11 protein-coding genes are annotated in these 21,996 nt (G+C 34.1%); all 11 read right to left on the bottom strand.

Annotation, left to right across the window (positions count from 1 at the left end; all coding sequences use genetic code 11):
* Positions 1 to 190: 190 nt before the first annotated feature.
* The 11 genes from ACE01P_RS10810 to ACE01P_RS10760 all read right to left on the bottom strand — a co-directional run bounded on the left by ACE01P_RS10810 (position 191) and on the right by ACE01P_RS10760 (position 21,721).
* Positions 191 to 1,720 (bottom strand): glycoside hydrolase family 28 protein, encoded by a 1,530-nt coding sequence (locus ACE01P_RS10810; protein ID WP_379697340.1) that lies wholly within the window; start codon positions 1,718 to 1,720, stop codon positions 191 to 193.
* Between the two features lie 177 nt (positions 1,721 to 1,897).
* Positions 1,898 to 3,535 (bottom strand): sodium/sugar symporter, encoded by a 1,638-nt coding sequence (locus ACE01P_RS10805; protein ID WP_379697337.1) that lies wholly within the window; start codon positions 3,533 to 3,535, stop codon positions 1,898 to 1,900.
* Between the two features lie 56 nt (positions 3,536 to 3,591).
* Positions 3,592 to 4,734 (bottom strand): acyltransferase family protein, encoded by a 1,143-nt coding sequence (locus ACE01P_RS10800; RefSeq protein WP_379697335.1) that lies wholly within the window; start codon positions 4,732 to 4,734, stop codon positions 3,592 to 3,594.
* Between the two features lie 109 nt (positions 4,735 to 4,843).
* Complete coding sequence (locus tag ACE01P_RS10795) at positions 4,844 to 7,981, bottom strand: glycoside hydrolase family 2 TIM barrel-domain containing protein (protein ID WP_379697332.1); 3,138 nt, start codon at positions 7,979 to 7,981, stop codon at positions 4,844 to 4,846.
* 177 nt (positions 7,982 to 8,158) lie between these two features.
* The gene (locus ACE01P_RS10790) at positions 8,159 to 9,046 is read right to left on the bottom strand and encodes an inositol oxygenase family protein (RefSeq protein ID WP_379697329.1); all 888 of its coding nucleotides are present in this window, start codon (positions 9,044 to 9,046) and stop codon (positions 8,159 to 8,161) included.
* 392 nt (positions 9,047 to 9,438) lie between these two features.
* A complete protein-coding gene (locus tag ACE01P_RS10785; RefSeq protein ID WP_379697327.1) occupies positions 9,439 to 13,473 on the bottom strand; it encodes a two-component regulator propeller domain-containing protein in 4,035 nt (1,344 codons plus the stop codon).
* Positions 13,474 to 13,524: 51 nt separating this feature from the next.
* The gene (locus ACE01P_RS10780) at positions 13,525 to 15,354 is read right to left on the bottom strand and encodes a metallophosphoesterase (protein WP_379697324.1); all 1,830 of its coding nucleotides are present in this window, start codon (positions 15,352 to 15,354) and stop codon (positions 13,525 to 13,527) included.
* 15 nt (positions 15,355 to 15,369) lie between these two features.
* Positions 15,370 to 16,143, bottom strand: coding sequence for a DUF4861 family protein (locus ACE01P_RS10775; protein WP_379697322.1), 774 nt, complete (start codon positions 16,141 to 16,143; stop codon positions 15,370 to 15,372).
* A 403-nt stretch (positions 16,144 to 16,546) separates the two neighbouring features.
* Positions 16,547 to 17,113: a hypothetical protein gene (locus ACE01P_RS10770; RefSeq protein ID WP_379697319.1), complete on the bottom strand. Its 567-nt coding sequence runs from the start codon at positions 17,111 to 17,113 to the stop codon at positions 16,547 to 16,549.
* Positions 17,114 to 17,126: 13 nt separating this feature from the next.
* Complete coding sequence (locus ACE01P_RS10765; RefSeq protein WP_379697317.1) at positions 17,127 to 19,391, bottom strand: GH92 family glycosyl hydrolase; 2,265 nt, start codon at positions 19,389 to 19,391, stop codon at positions 17,127 to 17,129.
* Positions 19,392 to 19,420: 29 nt separating this feature from the next.
* Entirely contained in the window at positions 19,421 to 21,721 is a 2,301-nt protein-coding gene (locus tag ACE01P_RS10760) for a GH92 family glycosyl hydrolase (RefSeq protein ID WP_379697314.1), read from the bottom strand.
* Positions 21,722 to 21,996: the final 275 nt, after the last annotated feature.

The raw sequence follows: 21,996 nt of genomic DNA, 5'->3' as shown, positions 1-21,996 counted from the left end.
TTTTTTTTGTTTTTTTTATTGCCACAAAGGCGCTAAGACACTAAGTTTTTTTTAATAGACTTTGCGACTCTGCGACTTTGCGAGATTAAAGAAAGAAACTTGAGAAATTGCTCGCAAAGTCGCAGAGTCGCAAAGCTTTTTCTTTATTTTTTCAATAACCTTTGTGTCTTAGCGTCTTTGCTGCCACCTCTTAATGAGCAGGCAATTCAAATTTATTTTGTTCTGGTTCTATTTTTCTTTTTGCAGCTTCGCTATCTAAATTACTTGATGAAACATCTTTAAAAATAATCTGATTGATTTTATCTGAAGGAATGTCAATAGCATTCATCGAAAGATTTTTTACATCATCAAAAACAAAAGCGGGACGGAAATCTTCTTTTTCTAAAGTCAATTTAATGTTTTTCATTTCGATTCCGTTAACGTGACGAACGTAAAATCCCCAAGAAGGCAATTCGCCAAACATGGTAAATTCAGGATAACCTTTTATGTTTTCATTTACGTCTTTTAATCTGCTTAACGGATGATAGGCCATTCCTTTAGAAGCTCTTCCTGGATACACGATTTCAATGTTTTCCAAAGTCACATTTTCAATCAAATGCCCCGGAATTCCAGCAATTGAAGATGGAAACGGATTATGGAAATAATCTACTTCTGGTCCGCGCATATCGTAATCAATATCTGGACGACCAAACGGAATTTGTGCTTTTACATTTTTAACTGATACATTTTTGATATAACCCGGTTTCTCTCCGTTTCTATGTCCTAAACGAATTAAAATTGCGTTTCCTGTATTTACAGCCGTAACATCAGAAACTTTAATATTTTCTATTTCTGCCCCATCCACAGATTCAATTGCAATTGCCGATCTGAAAGTGTCAAAAACTTTGATGTTTTCTATTGTTACATTTTTGAAACTTCCGTAAGAACCTGTACCAAATTTCACTGCATTGGCACTCGATCTAATGGTACAATTTCCGATATAAATATTATTATTCTGCAATCCCGGTTCTTCCGATTTTAAACAAATTCCATCATCTGCAGCGTTTACATTACAATTTGTTATTCTAACATTTTCACAACCGTCAACATCAATTCCGTCATTATTCCAATACGCTCTGCTTTCCACTTTCATAAAATCAATGACAATATTTTTGCATTCTCTAAAACATTGTACCCAACCAGGACTGTTTTTTAATGTAATATGAGTCATTGTAATCGAATCGCATTTTACAAACGAAATCAGTTTTCCTCTCCCATCTTCAGGACGCATTCTTCTGTAATTGTATTTTGGATCAATACGAACACCTGTATGATGCAAACTATCAATTGCTAACGCCAATTCTCTTCCTTGTCCGTCTATAATTCCTTTTCCGTTTACTGCAATATTTTTGGATTCGAAAGCTAAAATCAAAGCTCTAATTCCTTCAAATTTAGGATAATCATCTGGATTATTGCTTCCTAACAAAATAGCTCCGTCTTCAAAAAACAATTCAACATTATTCTTCAAAACAATACTTCCAGAAAGAAAAGTTCCTTTCGAAAAAACAACTCTTCCGCCTTTACTTTTATTTGCAGCATCAATTGCTTTTTGAATGGCTTTTGTATTTAAAGTTTTACCATCTCCAACTGCACCGTATTTTTTAATATCAAAAACCTTTTGCGCCGAAACGGTTAATGAAATACAGAAAATAAGCAGTGTAATTATAATTTTGTTTTTCATTTCTTTTTATGTTTTTATTCTGCTAAGTCTAAAAGTTTTTTGTTTCACGCAGATTTTTCAGATTTAGGCAGATTTAATTAGATTTTTTAAAATATCTGTAGGATCTGCTTAGATCTTTTTTAAATCTGCGTGAAACCAAAAATTTTCAATCTTATAATTTTTTGACAACTTTAGAAATTACCAGAAAACAGTGTACAAAGCCACTAATATTCCGCTAATGATAAAAGAACCGACTATAAATTCCGAAGAAACTTTAAACATTGATTTGTCAACTTCTATCTGATGCCTTTCTGCTTCTTCTCCAAAAACTGGTTTTGCTAAACTAATTCCAACCATTATAAATACGATGATGAAGAAAACGATAGTCATTCGGTCTAAGAAAGGATAATCAGGAAAAGCACCTTCTGTCCACATTGGCAAGAATTTCAAAACCGCAGCGATTGGAACTGTAAGTAATGCTCCTGCCAATCCTGCCGCTGGAGTTGTTTTTTTCCAGAACATTCCCAATAAGAAAATCGCTAAAACTCCCGGAGAAAAGAATCCAACATATTCTTGTATAAATTGATAGGCTTGATCTAATGATTTTAATGCTGGAGCTACAAAAGCTGCGATAATCATACAAACCACAACGCACCATCTTCCTGTACGAACCAGCTTTTTTTCTGATGCCTGAGAATTGAAGTATTTTTTATAAATATCTAAAGAAAAAATGGTCGAAATACTATTTGCTTTTCCTGCTAAAGAAGCTACAATTGCCGCCGTAAGAGCCGCTAACGCAACACCTTTTAATCCCGCAGGAAGCAAATTCATTAAAGTAGGATAAGCATGATCTGGCTTTAAAACTCCCGCTGCATCAACCATTTCCTGCTGAAACATTCCATTTTCATGCATTACAAACATTGCAATTCCAGGTAAAACGGCAATAATCGGAACTAATAATTTTAGAAAAGCGGCAAATAAAATTCCTTTTCGAGCTGTTTTTAGATCTGCTCCCAAAGCTCTTTGAACGATATATTGATTGCATCCCCAATAAGCTAAATTATTAATCAGCATTCCGCCCACTAAAACGGACATTCCTGGCAATTCGTTATAATGCGGACTGGATTCGTCTAAGATCATGTGTAAATGATCTGGCGCTTCTTTAGCAATAACGGCTAGTCCTTTTAGAATATCTTTCCCAAAACCAAACTGATCTGACAGTAATGTCAAAGCTAAATAAGTTGTTACTAAACCTCCTAAAATTAAAACAATAACCTGAAACATATCTGTGTATCCAATTACTTTCATTCCGCCTAAAGTGACGATTACAGAGAACAAACTCAAACCAATTACGCAAAACTGAAAGCTAACTGGAGCAATAGAAGAAATGGCTAAAGCACCTAGATAAATAATTGAAGTAAGATTAACAAACACATAAATTAACAGCCAGATAATTGCCATAATTGCACTTACTGTACCGCTATATCTTTTAGCCAAAAATTGAGGCATGGTAAATATCTTATTCTTCAAATAAATTGGCAGAATAAACATAGCCACAATAATTAAAGTGGCAGCAGACATCCATTCGTAAGAAGCAATCGCTAGTCCGATAGCAAAACCAGAACCGCTCATTCCGATAAAATGTTCTGCTGAAATATTAGACGCAATTAAAGAAGCTCCAATTGCCCACCAAGTAAGCGATCCTTCGGCTAAGAAATATTCATTCGAACTCGTTGCTGCAGTTTTTTTGCTTCTGTAAATATACATTCCATAGGATGTGACTATGATAAAGTAAATAAAGAAAACAATGTAATCTGCGGTTTGTAATACATTCATAATAGTGTGGTTAGGTGTGGTTAGTAAGTAAAATGTATTTTAAAATCCAATAGGCATCAAATTTTTAGAAACCATTTTCTTTTATATAAAAAGTACAGTAAAATAAGCTGTACGACGGTGACAGATAATGCAGCAAAAAAAGGCTGCCAAGTGATCGGTGTAAAATTTATAAGTCCGCCGAAAATATAATCTGCGGTATGTTTAAAATCGACTAAACCTTCTGCAGCGATATAAATTAAAATAGAATTTGAACCAATTAAAATCAACGGAAATGCCCATTTTTGAAAACCAAACAAATCGATTATCACATAAAAAAAGACAAAAAATAAGATACTAAATCCACCAACAAAACATACAAAGGAACTCGTCCATAAATGTTTGTTGATTGGGAAAGTAATATCCCAAATTAAACCTGCAAAAATCAGTACAACAGCAGCTAAAGCCATTAAAAGCAATTTTATTTTTATTGAATAATGACATTTTGCTTTTAAAAATGTGCCAGTAAAAACGCCTAACAAAGCGGTTGCAATAGCAGGAAGAGTTGAAAATATTCCCTCAGGATCGTAAACTGTACTGTGTAGTCTTCCTGGTAAAAGCAAACGATCAATATAGCCTTCCAAAGAACCTTCTTTAGTTAAAACTCCTGCTCCAAAATTTGGAACTGGAATACATTTCATTGCCACATAATAGCCAATTATAATTCCGAAAAACCAGATTAATTGCTTTTTTAAATCAAAATTCAGAAAGATGATTCCAGCAAAAAACCAAGCTAATCCTATTCTTCCTAAAACACTCGCAAAACGCGTTTGATCAAAACCATCAAATCGCAACAATCCATTTACTACAAATCCGAGAACTAGTAAAATACAGGTTCTTCTAAGCATTGATAAATATATTTTTCGCTTTTCGCTTGACGGTAAATCTTTTGGAGATTTCACACCTGCCAATTGCATTTTCTTTTCGAAAGAATATGGCATTGAAACTCCTGCAACAAACAGAAACACTGGAAAAATCATATCATAGAAGGTTATACCATTCCATTCCGCATGATGCAGTTGCGATGACATCCAGACAAAAATAGGAATTGGAGCCGCTTTAGCCAGAGCATGAACAATATGTTCGCCACTCATGATCCAAAACATCACAAATCCGCGCAGTGCATCTAAAGAAATTAATCTTCCGCTTGTAGGGTTACTCATTTTAGTTTTAAGTTTTCGGTCTCGGTTTTCAGTTAGTTTTCAGTCGCAGTCGCAGTTTTCAGTTCTAACTGTGACTGAAAACCGAGACTGAAAACTGAACTTATTTAAGTTAAAGTGGTTTAATAATAAATCCGTAGCTGTATTCGCTTTGGGTTAAAGTATATTGTTCGTGTGGTGGTAATCCCCAACTGTTGTCGCCTCCTAATCCACGTTGTGTTAAATCGACACAAACTACAACTTCATTTCTCGGAGTAATATCGCTGGAGTGAATATTCTTTTTAGAAATTCCTCCATCAAAATCACTCGGATAATTATTTAAAGTACTCATACCTAAAGGCTGCAGACCTTTTATTTCAATGCCGTTTCCTTTATTCGCTGATAATTTAAACCAGCGTACATCTGTCTTATATCCATTTTCTTGTGGGCGTGTATAAGGCACATATTGGTCTGCAACTTTACTAGTATAAATTCCTTTTAATGATGACGTTTTTCTGTCAGGATAATTTTCCAACGGTCCTCTTCCATAATAATCCAGATTCTCTAATGTATTTTTTAAAGTAAAAATCATTCCGAAACGAGGTAATTCTGGTACAGGATTATTTCCTTTTTTATAAGAAGCCTGAATTTCTAAAGCACCATCATTTGCCAATGCGTATTTTATTGTGTAATCTGAAGCAACATCATTCAATTTTAATTTGGCTATGATGTATTTTTTGCCGTTTTCTTCGCTTTGCTGAATGCTTTCCAGCGACGTGTTTTTTCCAGCCGTTCTCCAAACATTTGTTCTAATCTGCATTTTATTCCCGATATCATTATCGGTTGGTGCTCTCCAGAAATTCGGTTCAGGATATTGTTTAAAATATTCCTCGCCTTTTAAACTGTAATACGAAATCAATCCCGTCTTTTTGCTAATTTTTACTGTAACATTATCAGAACTCAATATAAATTGCTCATTTTCATCCTGAACTTTTGCTGCATTTTCTTTCTTCGTTTTAGCGAAATATTTACCCTCTTCAATTACAAATTGTTCTTTGGCGATTTCGAAGTTCTGAGGCAGTAATTCTGAACCTGTTTTGGTATTAGCAAAAACATTCAATAAATATTCGGTTCCTTCTTTTGATTCTATTTTTGGTAAATCAATTTTAAATTGTTTTTTAGATTTTGGATCTAAAAAACAATTTAAAGTTCCTTCTTTAATAACTTTTCCATTTTCTAAAACTTCATATCTAAAGTTGTATTTATTCAAGTTGGTGAATCCAAAATCATTATTGATTTCAATAATTCCGTTTTTGATATCAACCGCTTTGAACAAGATATTCTGATAGACTTTCTTCACTTCAAAAGCGCCTGGATGCGGTGTTCTATCGGCATAAACTAAACCATTGTGACAGAAATTTTCATCATTTAAATAATTCTGGCTTCCCATGTCGCCGCCATAAGCCCAGTATTCCCTGCCCGCTTCATCTTTTCTTTTATACCCTTGATCTACCCAATCCCAGATAAAACCTCCCTGCATGTTTTTGCTACCGCGAATGATATCCCAGTATTCTTGAAAATTTCCGCTGCTGTTTCCCATTGCATGCGAATACTCACACATGATATACGGACGACTCACTTCTTTTCTTGCCGCATATTCTTTCATGTATTCAATTGTTGGATACATTGGGCAAACGATATCTGTGTTTTCGTTTTCTTTTGCCTGTTCAAACTGAACCAAACGAGAATTATCTCTCTTTTTGATCCATTTGTAAGCGTCGTGAAAAACAGGCCCGTTGGCACTTTCATTACCTAATGACCAAATAATTACAGATGGCATATTTTTATCTCTTTCCACCAAACTGTAAATTCTGTCCAAATGTGCTTCTCTCCATTCTGGAAGATAACCTGGATTCGTTTTTGGGTTCATCCAAATTAACGGCTGTCCTTCTGTTCCCATTCCATGACTTTCGATATTAGCTTCGTCCACCAAAAACAAACCGTATTTGTTACAAAGTTTTACCCATAAAATATTGTTCGGATAATGACTGCAGCGGACTGAATTGATATTCAATTGCTTCATCATTTTGATGTCTTTCATCATCGTCGCTTCGTCCTGATAATGACCCGTTTCTGGATTATGTTCGTGAATATTAACACCATGAACCATTAATCGGACACCGTTTACCAATAATTGACTGCCTTTTAATTCTACTTTTCTGAATCCGATTTGTGTTCCAACGCTTTCTACAATTTCTCCTTTTGCATTTTTTAAAGTCAGAATCAACGTGTATAAATTAGGTGTTTCACTACTCCATAATTTTGGGCTCGATACATTTTGAGTAAAATTTAAAGTCTGAGTTTTTGTAGCTTCTAAATTGACATTCAATTCTTTTACAAATACATTTTTACCAAAAGCGTCAACCAGTTTGGCAACTAATTTTTGATTGTTAACCGAAGTTGAAGTCAGATTTTTTAAACTCACATCCACATTCAAACTTCCATTTTTGTACTTCGCATCTAAATCTGGTTTGGCAAAAAAGTCGGCAATACGCACATTATCTGTGCTGTACAAATACACATTTCTGTCAATTCCAGAAAGTCTCCACATGTCCTGATCTTCTAAATAAGAACCATCACTCCATCTGTAAACTTCTATCGCTACATCATTTTTTCCAGGTTTTAGATATTTCGAAATATCAAATTCTGCCGGACTTTTAGTGTTTTCCGTATAACCTACTTTTTCTCCATTTACCCAAATATACATGGCTGAAGTTCCTGCTTCAAAATGCAGAAAAACATGACGGTTTTTCCAATTTTCTGGCAGCGCAAAATCTCTTTTATAAGATCCAACCGGATTATCCCAATGATTGATAAAAGGCGGATTTTTTTCGAATGGATATGTAATGTTGGTATAAATTGGCACGCCGTATCCGTTTAGTTCCCAATTGGAAGGCACTTGAAGTTCTTTCCAATGCAGCGTACTGAAATCCGTTTTGTAAAAATCCTTGGGGCGCTCGTCTGGTGTTGGCGACCAAGAAAATTTCCATTTTCCGTTTAGAGAAAAATACCAAGGTGAATTTTCATATTTATCCATTATAACAGAATTTTCATCTGCAAAAGGAAGAAAAGCAGCGCGGGCCGATTCTCTGTTAATTTGAAAAACCTCTGGATTTTCCCAATCGTTGCGGTCTTTTTCCTGAGCAAAAACCAATGTATTGGAAAGTACAAGCAGGCTTAATAAAAGTATTTTGGTTTTGATATTCTGCATTATTTTGGTTTTAGATAGCTGGCAATTATTATTCTAACACTTAGAAACATAGTTTTTCTTTTATCAAAAAGCGCTTCAATTATTTCAAAAAATAGCTATGTGTGGAAACTAGTTTCTTCTATAAATCTTTCACACTCAAAAGAAAAATCTATGTTTCTATGTGTTTAAAATAAACTTTTAAAACTTCAATTTCTCTGGCAAATATTTAGCAACTAATTCTTTATAATAAGGAAGTAGTGCCTGCACATCTGGTTTAACCGGAGCTTTTGTATACAAATCGTATGGATTGAATTTTCTAACCCAGTCAAACATTTCAATGTCTTTTTCATTCATTAAATGTGCATAGGCATTTTCTTTATGCTGTGAATAAAATGAATGATAGCGAATCATATATAAAGCCGGATCCGGAAGGTAATCTTTCATTATCTGATACAAATATTCGTCATGTCCCCAACTCATTTTTACATTATCCAGTCCGCAGTTTTCTGTATAAACTCCAAATTTGGTATTAAATCTTTCATCTGTAAAATCTGGATTTTCTTTGAAAAATTCTGAATACACGATTTTATCTGAATAAGCGCATCCAACCGGAAATGTGTCTCCCACAACTGCCCACTGTGGTTCTCCAAACAGGCATAAAACTTTACCTAAATCATGAATAAAACCTGTCAATACAAACCAATCTGGATGACCGTCTGCGCGAATGGCTTCTGAAGTTTGCAAAAGGTGCTGCGTCTGATCTAAGTCAATATCTGGGTCGCTGTCGTCTACAAGCGTATTCAAAAAATCAACAGCTTCCCAGATTGACATTTCTTTTCTATTAAATTGCAGAAATTCTTGTTCCTTACTGCATACAAAATCATAGGTTTGATAAGTATGATTTATTCTGTAAAATTCCTTAACTGTTTCTACTCTTTCTGAATCGACATAATTCCTAAATTCTTCCTTTTGCTTTTCTTTTACACTTTCATTTTCTTCAGAAGGATCAGGATATCGCATCAGCAAATCATCTTCCCAGTCATCTAAATTATTCAACGGATTGTCTGTGTCTATATGTTTTTTCATAATGATAAATAGTTAAAAGTTACAAGACAAAAATAGAATTACATATTCCGTTCAAAATGGATTAATACATCAAAAACATGGATAAATTCAATTTATGTAAGATTTTTACATTATACAATGGCGATTTTTTTGATTTTGTTGTATTTGAAGGATAGACCGTGGTTTCAACCATGGGAGCAGAACGTATTCCATTCTATGCGTTCCCAAGGTTGAAACCTTGGGCTATGTTTTTCATAATGGAGTTAAAATCTTTGCCGAGTCTCGAGTGTGATTCTTCGTTCCTCAGAATGACAAGATTGTGCGCAGAAAACCTTTGGCAAAGTTTTAGAACTTTGACAAAGGTTGCGCGTATAATTCGTAAAAATTCGTGAAATTCGTGGCAAAAAAAAGCCTTAATTAATCAGTTTGCTCGGAGGGAAACCAAATTGTTTTTTGAAGCACCTACTGAAATACAAAGGATCATTAAAGCCAACTAAATTAGTTACTTCAGAAACATTGTATTTTTTACTTTTAAGCAATTCCGCAGACTTTTTAAGACGAATCGTTCTAATAAATTCGTTTGGAGCTAAATCTGTTAATTCCTTAATCTTTCTGTAGAGTTTAGAAGAACTCACTCCGAGCTTATCGCAAAGAAATTCGGTAGAAAGATCCACTTCACTTAAATTATCGTTGATCAAATTGGTTACTTTTTCCATAAATTCTTCGTCAATAGGAGAATGCGTCAGCATGCTTACTTTGCTTTCAACTTCTCCAGAAAATTTTTGCTTAAGTTCCAATCTTGATTTGATCATGTTTTCAATCACCGTTTTAAGCAATAATGGCTCAAAAGGCTTTACCAAATAAGCATCAGCTCCTGTGTCGTAGCCTTTTACTTTATCCATATTTTCTGAAAGTGCCGTAAGCATTACCACTGGAATGTGACTAATGAACTCGTCATTTTTAAGCTGTCTGCAAAATTCCAATCCGTCCATAATGGGCATCATGACATCAGTAACGCATACAATCGGTTTAATTTGTCGGCAGATTTTTAGACCTTCCTCACCATTTTCCGCATCGTAGACTTTATAATAATCTGACAAATAATCAACTAGATATTTTCTAAGCTCGCTATTATCCTCAATTACTAGAATTTTCTCTTTTAAATCTGTGTTTTGAATAATTTTCTTAGCTGCTTTTTCAGGAATAAGCATACTTAGATTATCGTTTTTAATCGCATATTCAAACACTTCTTTGTGCACGTAAGAAGTACGGTCAATAGGAAGTTCAACTTTAAATGTACTTCCTTTTCCTTGCGTGCTTTCTACAGCAATATTTCCTTTGTGAATCGCCACCAAAGATTTCACCAAAGACAAACCAATACCCGATCCTGTATTATTGGCCTTACTGTTTGAAGCCTGATAAAAACGTTTAAAAATCTTCTCCTGACTTTTTAACGGAATACCAATTCCATCATCGGTTACTTCAATAACCAAAATATCTTCAACGGTATCTTTTAATCTGATATACAAATCGACATTTCCGTTTTTGTTGGTAAATTTTAAAGCATTTGACAAAAGATTGTACAGAATTTTATCGTACTTATCATTATCAATCCAACCGTTTATTTCATCATCTTCAGAGATAAAATTGAGCTTAATCTTCTTATTATAAGCCATTTCCTTAAACGAATCAAAAATATTTTTTGAGTACGTCAAAATATTGGTCTCTGTTACTTTCAATTTTAATTCACCCGATTGTGCTTTTCTAAAATCCAATACTTGATTTACCAAATTCAATAATCGGCTAGCGTTCTGATAAATCAGATTGTATCTGCTTTTTTCGTAATCTGTTGCATGACTATTTTCTTCTAGCAATTGTTTCGCAGGACCTAAAATTAGAGTCAAAGGCGTTCTTAATTCGTGAGAAATATTGGTGAAGAAACGCAGTTTTTCATTATTCAGCTTGATATCATGTTCTCTGTTTACTTTTTCGGTAAGCAATTCTTGTTTTAAGCGAATTCGATTTTTGATTTCCTTTCTAACAAAATAGAAAACACCAAACAAAATGGCAAAAAACATTAAAAAAGAAGTCGGCGTTAGCCAAAATGGAGGCAGTATTTTTATTTTATAAGAAACTATTTTGCTCCAATATCCATCACTGTTGCTTGATCTGATTTTAAAAGTATAATTGCCTGGATAAAGATTCGTATACTGCACAATTCTAGAAGTACTATTGGCTGTAATCCAATGTTTATCAAATCCTTCCAACATGTATTGAAATTTATTCGATTTTTCGTTTGCGAAAGATGGAGATGAAAACTGAAGAGAAAAGTTTCGATTTTTATGGCTCAATTCAATTTCTTTTCCATAATTCAGATCTTTGGAAAGCGGAATTTCTCCATTTATTTCCATTTCTGGAAAAACTTCTTCGTTCTGAATTTTAAATTCTGAAATCACTGGCAAAGGAGACCAATTATTTCTTTTCATCGTAGGCGGTGAAAAAGAAATAATTCCGTTTTTACCACCTAGAAAAATATTCGAATTATTAAAATAAAAAAATCCGCTAGAGCTGAAAACATCCAATCTATTACCGCTATTTACATGATAAATGCTGATATCTTTTAGATTTGATTTAACGAAAGCGATATTATTGTTGTTGATATTCAGCCATAGATTTCCACTTGCATCAGATAAAATATCAGTAATCCATTTACCAGAAAGCTCTTTTAGATTTTTTACAGGTTCAAATTCATTCTTTTTCGGGTTATACAAACACAAACCAAAACGCGTTGAAGCCCAAATTTTACCTTTAACGTCTACCAAAACATCACTTACATTTTCGTCGTGCGGAACTCCTTTTTCTTTTATGAAAAGCGACGAATAGGTTTCTATTTTTCCTGAACTAATACTATATTTTACAACACCTGTTTCAGTAGCAAACCAGACATTATTTTTGGCATCTCTTTCGATAGCATTAATCTGAAAACCTGGTAAAAGTTCGTTAGAAATCTGTACTTGAAGCGTTTTAGTATTTAAAACTACCGCACCTTCACCAAATGACCCTACGATCATTAAGTCGTTACCAATCTTGCTAAAAGCAAAAACAGGCGATTTTTCAAAACCAACTTTAATTTCTCTGGAGGAATTTGTAGCATAATTGTAAACCAAAACATTTCCATCCCAAAGGCCACAGTAAAAAATCTTTCCATCATCTGAATAAATGCTGGCAATATCTTTTCCTGTATTGTGCAATGGGGTTGAGCTTTTTGTATTCGAAATAAAAAGTCCGTTGTGGTACGTCGCGACAATAATTTTCTGATCGTACGTTTTGGCAAACCCTCGTATTCTTGGCGCTTGATTGCCAATAGAACGCGAAATATCTTTGTTTAAAGTAAACTGATTTTCATACGGATCATATTTGTCCAATCCATCTTCAGTTCCAATCCATAAGACGCCCGATTTATCAAAATAAAGAGCTGAAATTAAATTATCGACAAGCGAAGTATCATCAGACAAAATAGAATAATACCATTTGTAATTTCCATTCTGAATGTCTTCTAATTGATCGCAAACCAACAATCCTCCTAAAGTTCCTACCCAATATTTACCATCTGGAGCACGAGCAACAGATAAAAAGTAAGGTCCTAATGCACCTCTAACCTGTTTGTTTTCAATATATAAATTAACAAACTGATTTGTAGCCTTATCCAATTTGTATAATCCCTCGCGAGTTCCAACAAAAATATCCTGTTTCGTATCTTCATAAATAAAGTTGATGTACGGATTTTTTATATTGGAATAAGGAACAGAAAGCGTATAATTGGTAATTCTTACAATGGCACCTTTGGCATCCATTGTAATTTTGGCAACAGATGAATTTTCATAACTTCCAATCCAGACATTTCCTTTTTTATCTTCGAAAATTTCTTTGACGTAATCAAACCCTTTTAATTTAATTTTCTCAAATCGATTTTCTTTCAAAAAGAACAAATACATCCCTTTTGTCTTCGTACCAACCCAAACTCTTTTGAATTTATCTACATAAACCGATCTTACTTCATCATCTGGCAGACTGTTTGGATCATCCTTTTTATGGAAAAAAGTGGTAAAAACATGCGTGTCCATTTTGAAAAGCGTCAATCCTTTTCGGGTACCAATCCATAAGTGGTTAGAATCTTCATCAAGTTCTAAAGCCGTAATATCATCATTATATAGTTTATTTTTTCCAGGCGTCGAGCTCATGTAGTTTTTGAACTGATAACCGTCAAAACGATTTAGTCCAGAGAATGTTCCAAACCACATGAAACCTTTTTTGTCCTGTACAATATGACGTACTGAGTTGTGAGACAATCCATTATTATCATTATAATGCGCGAATTTTATATTCTGTGAATAAGAATTACAAAAAACGGCGAATAATAAGAATAGTATAAAGAATTTTTGTCTCATGAAATAAATTATAAATGCAATTTAATCTTTTTGAATTAATAAATATCGGAATTATTTAACAGACAAATTATCAATTTTATTATTTTTTAAGTCAATCTTAAAATGATCTGAAGGTTCGCCGAGCATGGTTTTAAGAAATATTTCTGCCCATAAAATCAGTTTGGCATCATTTGCTTTTTTTAACTCCTTGCAAACCAATTCATATTCCTTTAATCTCTTTTTGCCAATTTCTGGAATAGCAAGTTCGTCAGCATTCTTTAATCGGTAAAAATCGAAAATCATATCAAATCCTGTCCAAGTTTCAAAATCAGAAAATGCTAGGGAATTTTCCTTTAAATCCTTGGGAATTTCTTGGGAATTCTTATTTATTTCTAGCAAATCTTTTCCCGAAAGTTTCTCAATCGATTTTAAGAAGTCAGCCGGAAAATCTTCAGGTAAGAATCGTAACCGAACTAATTCTTTTAAATGCCAGTCTGTAAATTCTTTATAATCTTTTGCTTTTAAAATATCTTTATCCCAAATGTTTTTGCTATTAATTTCTTTTAAATGAGCATATTCTTGTTCGTAAAAAGGAAATAAACTATTGAATTTTTTCACCTTTCCAATGACAATCGTTTCAACCTCAAGATCTGAATCCGAATGAATCGTCAAGATTTTGTAAGCTGGCATATAAGCCGCAAGCGATGGCGTCTGAATATTGAAAAGCGTATTCCCTTTTGCTGTCGTTCTAACGCCTGTATCGTTAATATGCATGTGTCCGCCAAAATGAACTTGAATTCCAGCATCTGCAAATTGCTGCGCCACTTCTTCACTGGGAACTCTTTGCAATTGCATTTTATTAGCGCCAAAAAGCTGTTTTAATTCTGGCGAAGCATTATCATTAAATTCAACCATCGGATAATGACTGAAAGCAATCAGTATTTTTCCTTTCTGTTTCGCCTCCGCGGAAACCTTTTTCACCCAATTAATTAAATGGCTTTTATAAATCAGAACGTTATTGTACCCCGTATTGGCTCCCGAAAAATCTTTTGGATTATTTGGTTCTCCCGATAATTTCTCATTCGGAACATAGGCATTCGCATCAATTGCCAAAAGCCAAATTCCTTTTACGGGTTCAACCAAATAACTCGCATCTGGAAGATACAAATTGGTGTTTTTAATTACATACGTTCTTTTTTCTAAAACAGATTCTTTTTGAGCTTTTTCAAAATTATAATTTTGATAATTGTAGTCTGAAAATGGCGTTTCCCAATATAAATCGGTCTTTTTTGGGAAAAAACCAAAATCGCGCATTTCCTGAATCGTTTCTTTATAACCCCAGTTTTTTATATCGGCTGTTATAATGGGCTCGAGCTCACTTTTGCTTTTGCTAAATTTATTTGGAGAACTGCTGATAATCTGTTCCTTTCCATCTTTTCCTAGAAAATCAGTTTTAACGGCATCTTGAGCAAATGGTTTTACAACATCATGATTTCCTGTAGTCACAAAAAAAGAAATGCCGTATTTCTGGGAATATTCATTTAGAATTTTTCTTAATCCGCGAACGTGAACAGGCTGTCCGTCATCGCTAAAATCACCTGGAAGCACTACTTGTTTAATGCCTCTTTTTACAATGTCGTTTAAGGCTTCTAAAAAAGTAAAATAGTTTTCATTGAAAATTCGTGTAGAATGCAATTGCGCATTCATAGTTCTGATATTGGCATATTCGCCCGTTACAGGATTTTGAATGCCTTGATAATTGTTGTCTTCAAACTTGGCGTAAATATCTTGTAAATGAGCATCGGCTATAAAAGCAATTTGAACTTCTTTTTTAACAATCTGCTGTGATCTGCAGGAATTTAAAGAAAGTAATATTACTAATATAGCCGATATTCTAAACATGTATTTTGTATGCGTTTATTTTTTAATGTATGCCTCCAATTTATCTAAAGTATTTAATTCTGTTTCTCTCGCACTCGAAGATATAATTGAAGTTTCTAAAGTTTTTGCAGGTTTTGAAATCAATAAATATTGTGTTCCATCGTCTGTTGTTTTCTCATAATCTTTTGGATTATACATAATTGCTGCACCAATTTCTACAATTTCTGCTGCTACGTCTTCTGGGTGTTTTCCCCAAACTGCGATATAATTAGCCCCTTTTTTAGTTCCAAAATCTTTAAAATAATTGATTCCAGTTGCAAATTGTACTTTTTCTCCAGTTAAAGAAACGGCTTCTACTTTTGCTTCTCTTTTTCCAGAAAACACGGTTACACGAACTAAAATGTCAACTTTTTTTCCTTTATATGGAACACCTCTCGAAATCATTTCCATCCAAGAAGTTGTATCAGTTTTGCCCACGCGCGCTAAACGATTTGTCACTGGATTCAACGGAACTAATTTTTCTCCGTCCCAAAGCTTAACACCGCCTAATCCTACAGTTGACGCTACTTTATAATAATCAGCTCCCCATCCTTCTTTTTGCTGTTGCGGTGTTGGGTACCAATTTGCTTTTCTTAATTCTAAACCTGGTTTCGCTTTAGAATAAACATCGATTGCTACTTTATCGCTGAAATAAATTCGCAATGCCATCCATTCGTTTTCAACTGCCGGACCGTGATGACCAATTGTTTTATATAAATCTCCTGATTCTGAGCCAATATCTGTTAAATAAGTAATTTTATCAGACTTCATATACAAACTGGTGTCTGTATTATTTTGTCCGAAACAAATGCAGCAAAAAAGTAAAGAGGTTAAGATAGATAATTTCATAATTGATAAAAATAAAGTTTAAGTGTAATTCCTGTAAATTTAAAAACAACTTTCAACAATTTACCAAGAATTTTGCCTAATGTTTTGAAATTATCATTTTATATTGAAAATGTGATTTTTTTTAAATTGATATTCTTCCTCTTTTTTATCTGCAAATACTTTGCTTATAATTATTTTTAACACATAGAAACATAGATTTAAATGCTTTTAAAAGGCGTTTCACTTGCAATAATGCACATAGCTATGTGTAAAAACTAGTTTTTCTAAAAAACTCTCTTTTTAACATCTCAAGCCTATGTTTCTATGTGTTTATGATAAATCAATATTATCTATCCGTCACTTTTACTAATGTTGGATTTATCCCTAACGGATTCTTGATGATTTTACAAATTAGAGGAAACTCGGGATTTTTGATAATCCACATTTCCGTTTCATCAATCTGCGCAATTACATGCAGGCTCTCTACCGTTTTTCCGTCAATTGAAACACTATTTTTGTCTTCATTTTTATCTAAAATGTAAGTCGTATTATTATAAACGAAAGAGCCTTTTTTTACCAAATCCTCATAAGCCGATCTAGAAATCATAAAAAAAGTTTCACTTGGTTTTAAGTTTAAGACAGGAGCGTACTCTCCTTGATTGAAACTCAATTCTGTTCCATTCTTTACCGCTTCTGGAAGCATTACAATACTACTTTTTACGCCTCTAGTCTCCAGTTTAAAAGTTAGTCCATCACCAACCGTTTGAGCTGTCAAAGTCAAAGTTCTAGTCTGGCCGTGAAGCTTGCAGACATAATTAAGTTCTGTATTGTTCTTAATTGTTGGCACGTAATTCTGTGCTGTTCCATTCTGATAAACAATGCAGAAAAGAAACATTAAAATCATATTTTTCATTTTGCTTATCCTTTTATTTTTTTGGCGGTAAAATCACGGTTCCCCAAGCTGAAGGTTTAGAATCCATTTCTAGAATCAGTTCTCCTCCATTGTTGATGTCTTCATGAATAATCCAAGCTTTATCGTATGGCTTTCCATTCAATCGTGCAGATTTTATGTATACGTTTTTATCACTCCAATTTTTAGTGGTGATTTTAAAACTTTTGCCGTTTTCTAACTTCATCACTGTTTCTTTAACGAAAGGCGTATTGATCAGATAATAAGGCTGTCCAGCATTGGGATACAATCCCATCATATGAAAAGCAAGCCAAGAAGACATCGCTCCAGAATCATCGTTTCCTGGCAGTCCTTCATGCGAAGTATTGAAATTATTCTTTATGATTGTTCTGATTCTGTCGCTGCTCAAATACGGTTTTCCAATCCAATGATATAGACATGGAGTTAAAAATGAAGGTTCGTTGGCAACATTATACAGTTCTGAATCAAAGAAAGTATTCAATCTATTTTCAAAAGCTTTTTCTCCACCAGATTTTTTTACCAGTTCTGGCACATCATGCGGAATACTCAATGAATATTCCCATGAATTTCCTTCGTAAAAGAAAACGCACCAATGGCATACATACCAAGGAGATTCGATAATTACAGGCGTATATCTGAAAGTTGGTTTCTGGATTTTAGATTCGCCAAAAACAACATCATCCAACCATTTTCCATCTTTATCTTTCGGCATGATAAATCCTTTTGCGCCATTATTTTCGTAGTCTTCTCTCCACAAATTTTGCCAGCTGTCGGCTTGTTTTATGTATCTTTCATAAAGATCTGTTTTACCAAGTCCTCTTGCTACGATTGCAATATTATAATCGTTATAAGCATAATCAATAGTTCGATTTCCTGCGCGGTCTGTACCGTATGGAACGTAGCCTAATTTCAGGTAATCTATAAGTCCGCCTCTACCCTCTCTTTCTTCATTTCCTCCAGGCGGCACTTCAGCATCTTTAAGCATAGCTTGTAAAGCCAACTCGTAATCTATTCCTTTTAAGTTTTTTACAAAAGCATCGGCAATTACAACTTCTCCATTTGATCCTCCTTGTGTTCTTCCATTGTCGTTGCCACTTCTGCCTTCAGGAAGATAACCTTCACGTTTGTAAATATTCAGCATCGCATTGATAATTTCCACTTTTCGTTTAGAATCAATAAGAGTGATTAAAGGGCTTGATGTTCTAAAAGTATCCCAGATCGTGTAAAAATCATCATAATAAGGCTCATCATTTGTCCATAACGGATTTTCACCTGTTCGGTTTACAGGCATAATCATCGTGTGATACAAACCTGTGTAGAACATTTTCTTATAGTCTTCTGATGTATCTTTAGAAAGCTGGATTCTGCTTAGCAAGTTTTCCCATTTGTTTTCTAAAGTCTTTAGAACCTCATCAAAATTCCAATGCGGAATTTCAACTTCTATATTGTTTTTTGCTTTTAATTCACTTAAAAATGAAATTCCAATTTTGACATTCAGTTCTTCTTTTCCATTTCCGAAAGAAAGCAGAGCTGCAGTTTTCTTTCCTGAATCAAATTGCGCTTTTTCATTGTAAAATTTTCCGTCTTTAAAAGTGACATATTTTGCAATCGGCTGATCGAAAACTGCCCAGAAATAAACCGTATAAGCACGTCCGTTGTTCCAGCCTCCGCGAATTCTGCTGTAACCTCTCACTTCTGTTTCTGAAACCACTTCAATCTGAGAACCTACAAACTGCTGCGCTTCTCTCGCCTCTGGAATCTTTTCCTCTCCAAGAAAAAACCCTGGATCGATTTTTAACTCTTTAGATTTATTTTTCGGATACGTAAAACGATAAAAAGATACTTTATCTCCTGTCGTGATTTCGGTTTTAATATTATTTTCTTTAAAAACCGTTTCATAATAACCTAGTTTTACATTTTCCTCGGTTCTGAATGAAGTCTGATCCATTTTATCCAAAGCTCCAGAAAACGGCATAATTTGGATATTTCCATATTTTGGCCCTCCACCAGTTCCACTTACGTGAACTTGACTGAATCCTGTTACTTCTTTTGGCATTGGAAGCCAACCGCTATTTGGACTCGAAGTACAGTCTGGGCTTGGTTTCACCATTCCGTACGGACATGATGGTCCGATAAAAACTCTACCAACTCCTTCGGAACCAATCATTGGATCAACGTATTGGTGTACGGTTTGAGCATTTACGGCTACTGTAAACAAAAATGATATTCCTAAAAGTATATTTTTACTATATATTTTCATTATTTATCTATTTCTTTAAGGACTAAATTTTACTTTGACATTTCTAAAATTAACTCGCCGCCATTCGTAATTTCCTGATGTGAAAGCGTAAAATTCTTAACTGCTTTATTATTGAATTTAATCTCTTTTACATATACACTTTCAGGACTATTATTATGGGCTTTAATGACAAATATTTTTCCCGAATAATATTTTGGATTTAAATCAATTGAGATTTTATTGAATATTGGGCTTCCTATTTGATAAACAGCATCTTTGTCTGTTCCTCCATTCATTTGAAATATACCTAATTTTAGCAAAACATTCAAACTTCCCATTAATCCTTGATCTTCATCGCCGTTATAACCTGTTGCCGGAGATAATCCGCTGAAGGTTTCTTTAACTACATTTCTCGTCCAATACTGCGTTAAATCTGGTCTTCCTAAAACGGTAAAAATATTTGAAGTCTGCATGGAAGGCTGATTTCCAAAATTTATCGGAATTCGGCTAAATTCTGGATGCAATTCTGCGTCGTGCGATGTACCAGAAGTATAATTTTGCTTTTTAGCCGTTTCAAATTGCTCATTTAATTTTGCAATGGCTTTTTCTTTTCCTCCCATTAAATTCGCTAGACCTTCAATATCGTGCGGTACAAACCAAGTTGACTGTGCTCCATTTGACTCAATAAATCCGTTTTCATATTGATAAGGATCGTAATTTTCTCGCCACTTTCCCTCTACATTTTTTGGGCGCATCCATCCAATGGTTGGATCAAAAACATTTTGATAGTTTTTTGACCTTTTCATGAAATAATTATAGTCGTCTTCATGGTTTAATTTTTTCGCCAATTGCGCCAAAGTCCAATCTTGATAAGCATATTCTAAAGTTTGGCTGGCTCCGTCTTCATGGCTTCCAAAATTACCTTCTGGAAGCGGATACGGAACATATCCTTTTTCTAAGTAATATTTTAAACCTCCTCCAATATTGGTTTTGTGCTCATAACCGGCTTTTGACATAATTCCGTCTGTCATATGCCCTTTTTTAAGCGCAACATAAATGTCTTCTAAATCTTCTTTTACAATTCCTTTTTGAATGGCGCTTACAATAAAAGGTGTTGCCGAAGCTCCTGTCATTACATAAGTGTCATTTCCTCCTGAAGGTCCGCGCGGAATAGAACCGCCATCTTTGTAATATTGCATTAACGAATACACAAATTCTTCCATAATCTCAGGATATACCAATCCCCAAAGATTATTGATTGTCCATTGTGCGCCCCAAAAAGCATCTGAATTGTAATGATTGAACTTAGGTTTTCCATTTGCATTTAACGGCAAGTGCCCCACCCTGAACTTTTCCCCTGTATTGTCAGGGTAGGCTCCATTTGCATCACTGATCATTTTTCTCCCTTGCAGAGCATGCCATAAATCAGTGTAAAATCTTCTTTGTTCGGTTTCTGTTCCGCCTTCAATTTTTATTCTTCCCAACAAATTGCTCCATTCGTTTCTGGAATTTTCAACCGTTTTATTAAAATCCCAGTGGGTTAATTCGGTTTCAATATTGTTATTGGCATTTTCAATTGAAGTGTACGAAATACCAACTTTCATTAATATTTGGCTATTCTTTCCATTAAAACTGACTAAATAATTGCCCGTAACATTATCTTTTTCGATAGAAGCAATAGGCTGATTTGTTTTAACTTTAAAGAAAACCGTCAATGGTTTTGGACGTCTAAAATTGGTGCTTAAAACTAATGATCCAGAAAGTTCATAATCATTGTTTTTTTCTAATTTCCCATCCAAATTATCACAAGGGCCTAAAATAGTGTTCAGATTAAAAAGTATTGCTTTTTGTGCTTTTTTAGGAAAAGTATATTGATGAAATCCGACTCTTGGCGTACTGCTCAATTCTGCTTTTATCTGATATCTGTCTAATAATAACGAATGATATCCTGGCGTAATAATTTCGGTTTTATGGCTGAATTTGGAATAAAAGTCTTTGAAAACAGTTTTTTTATTAGTTTCCGAAATTGTTACAGGCATTACAGAAACTCCTGATAATTGCCACTCGTGAACATGGCTGAAACCTTTAACTGTATCTGTAGTATATTTATAACCGCCTCCCCAATCGCCTTTAATCTCTGTGTCGGGATTTAAATTAACCATACCAAACGGACGGCTTGCTGATGAAAAGTAAAACCATCTTGAATTTTTGGTGTCCAACAACGGGTAAACCATATCTGACAACTTTTTCTTTTGTAAAGAAATGGTTTGTTGCGCATTGCACGACACTAAAAAAATAAGCGTTAAACTTATGGCAATATGTCCTATTTTATATATTTTACTCAGTTCCATTATGCTGTTTGTATTGATGGGGACAAGATTAGGCTACGATTTTTTTGTGATGATAAATTGAAGACCTGGCAGGATTTAATCAAGAATTATCGGGTTAAATATTCTGAAATTAAAAGAATGACACAAGCTTAATCTTTCATTGCTTTTCAATAACCGCATTCGATTAAGCTTTGTATGCATTCAAAAAATGAAACCAAACCAATTCGTTTCTTTTTTTGCTAAAAAGGAGAAGATTTTTTAGGATCTTCCCCTTTTCAGACTAAAACTTGCTACCA

The organism is Flavobacterium sp. HJSW_4 (assembly GCF_042436695.1).
In the GTDB taxonomy this organism is placed as follows: Bacteria; Bacteroidota; Bacteroidia; order Flavobacteriales; family Flavobacteriaceae; genus Flavobacterium.
The sequence above is the reverse complement of the archived record's forward strand: the minus strand, read 5'-3'. Positions and strand labels throughout refer to the sequence as shown.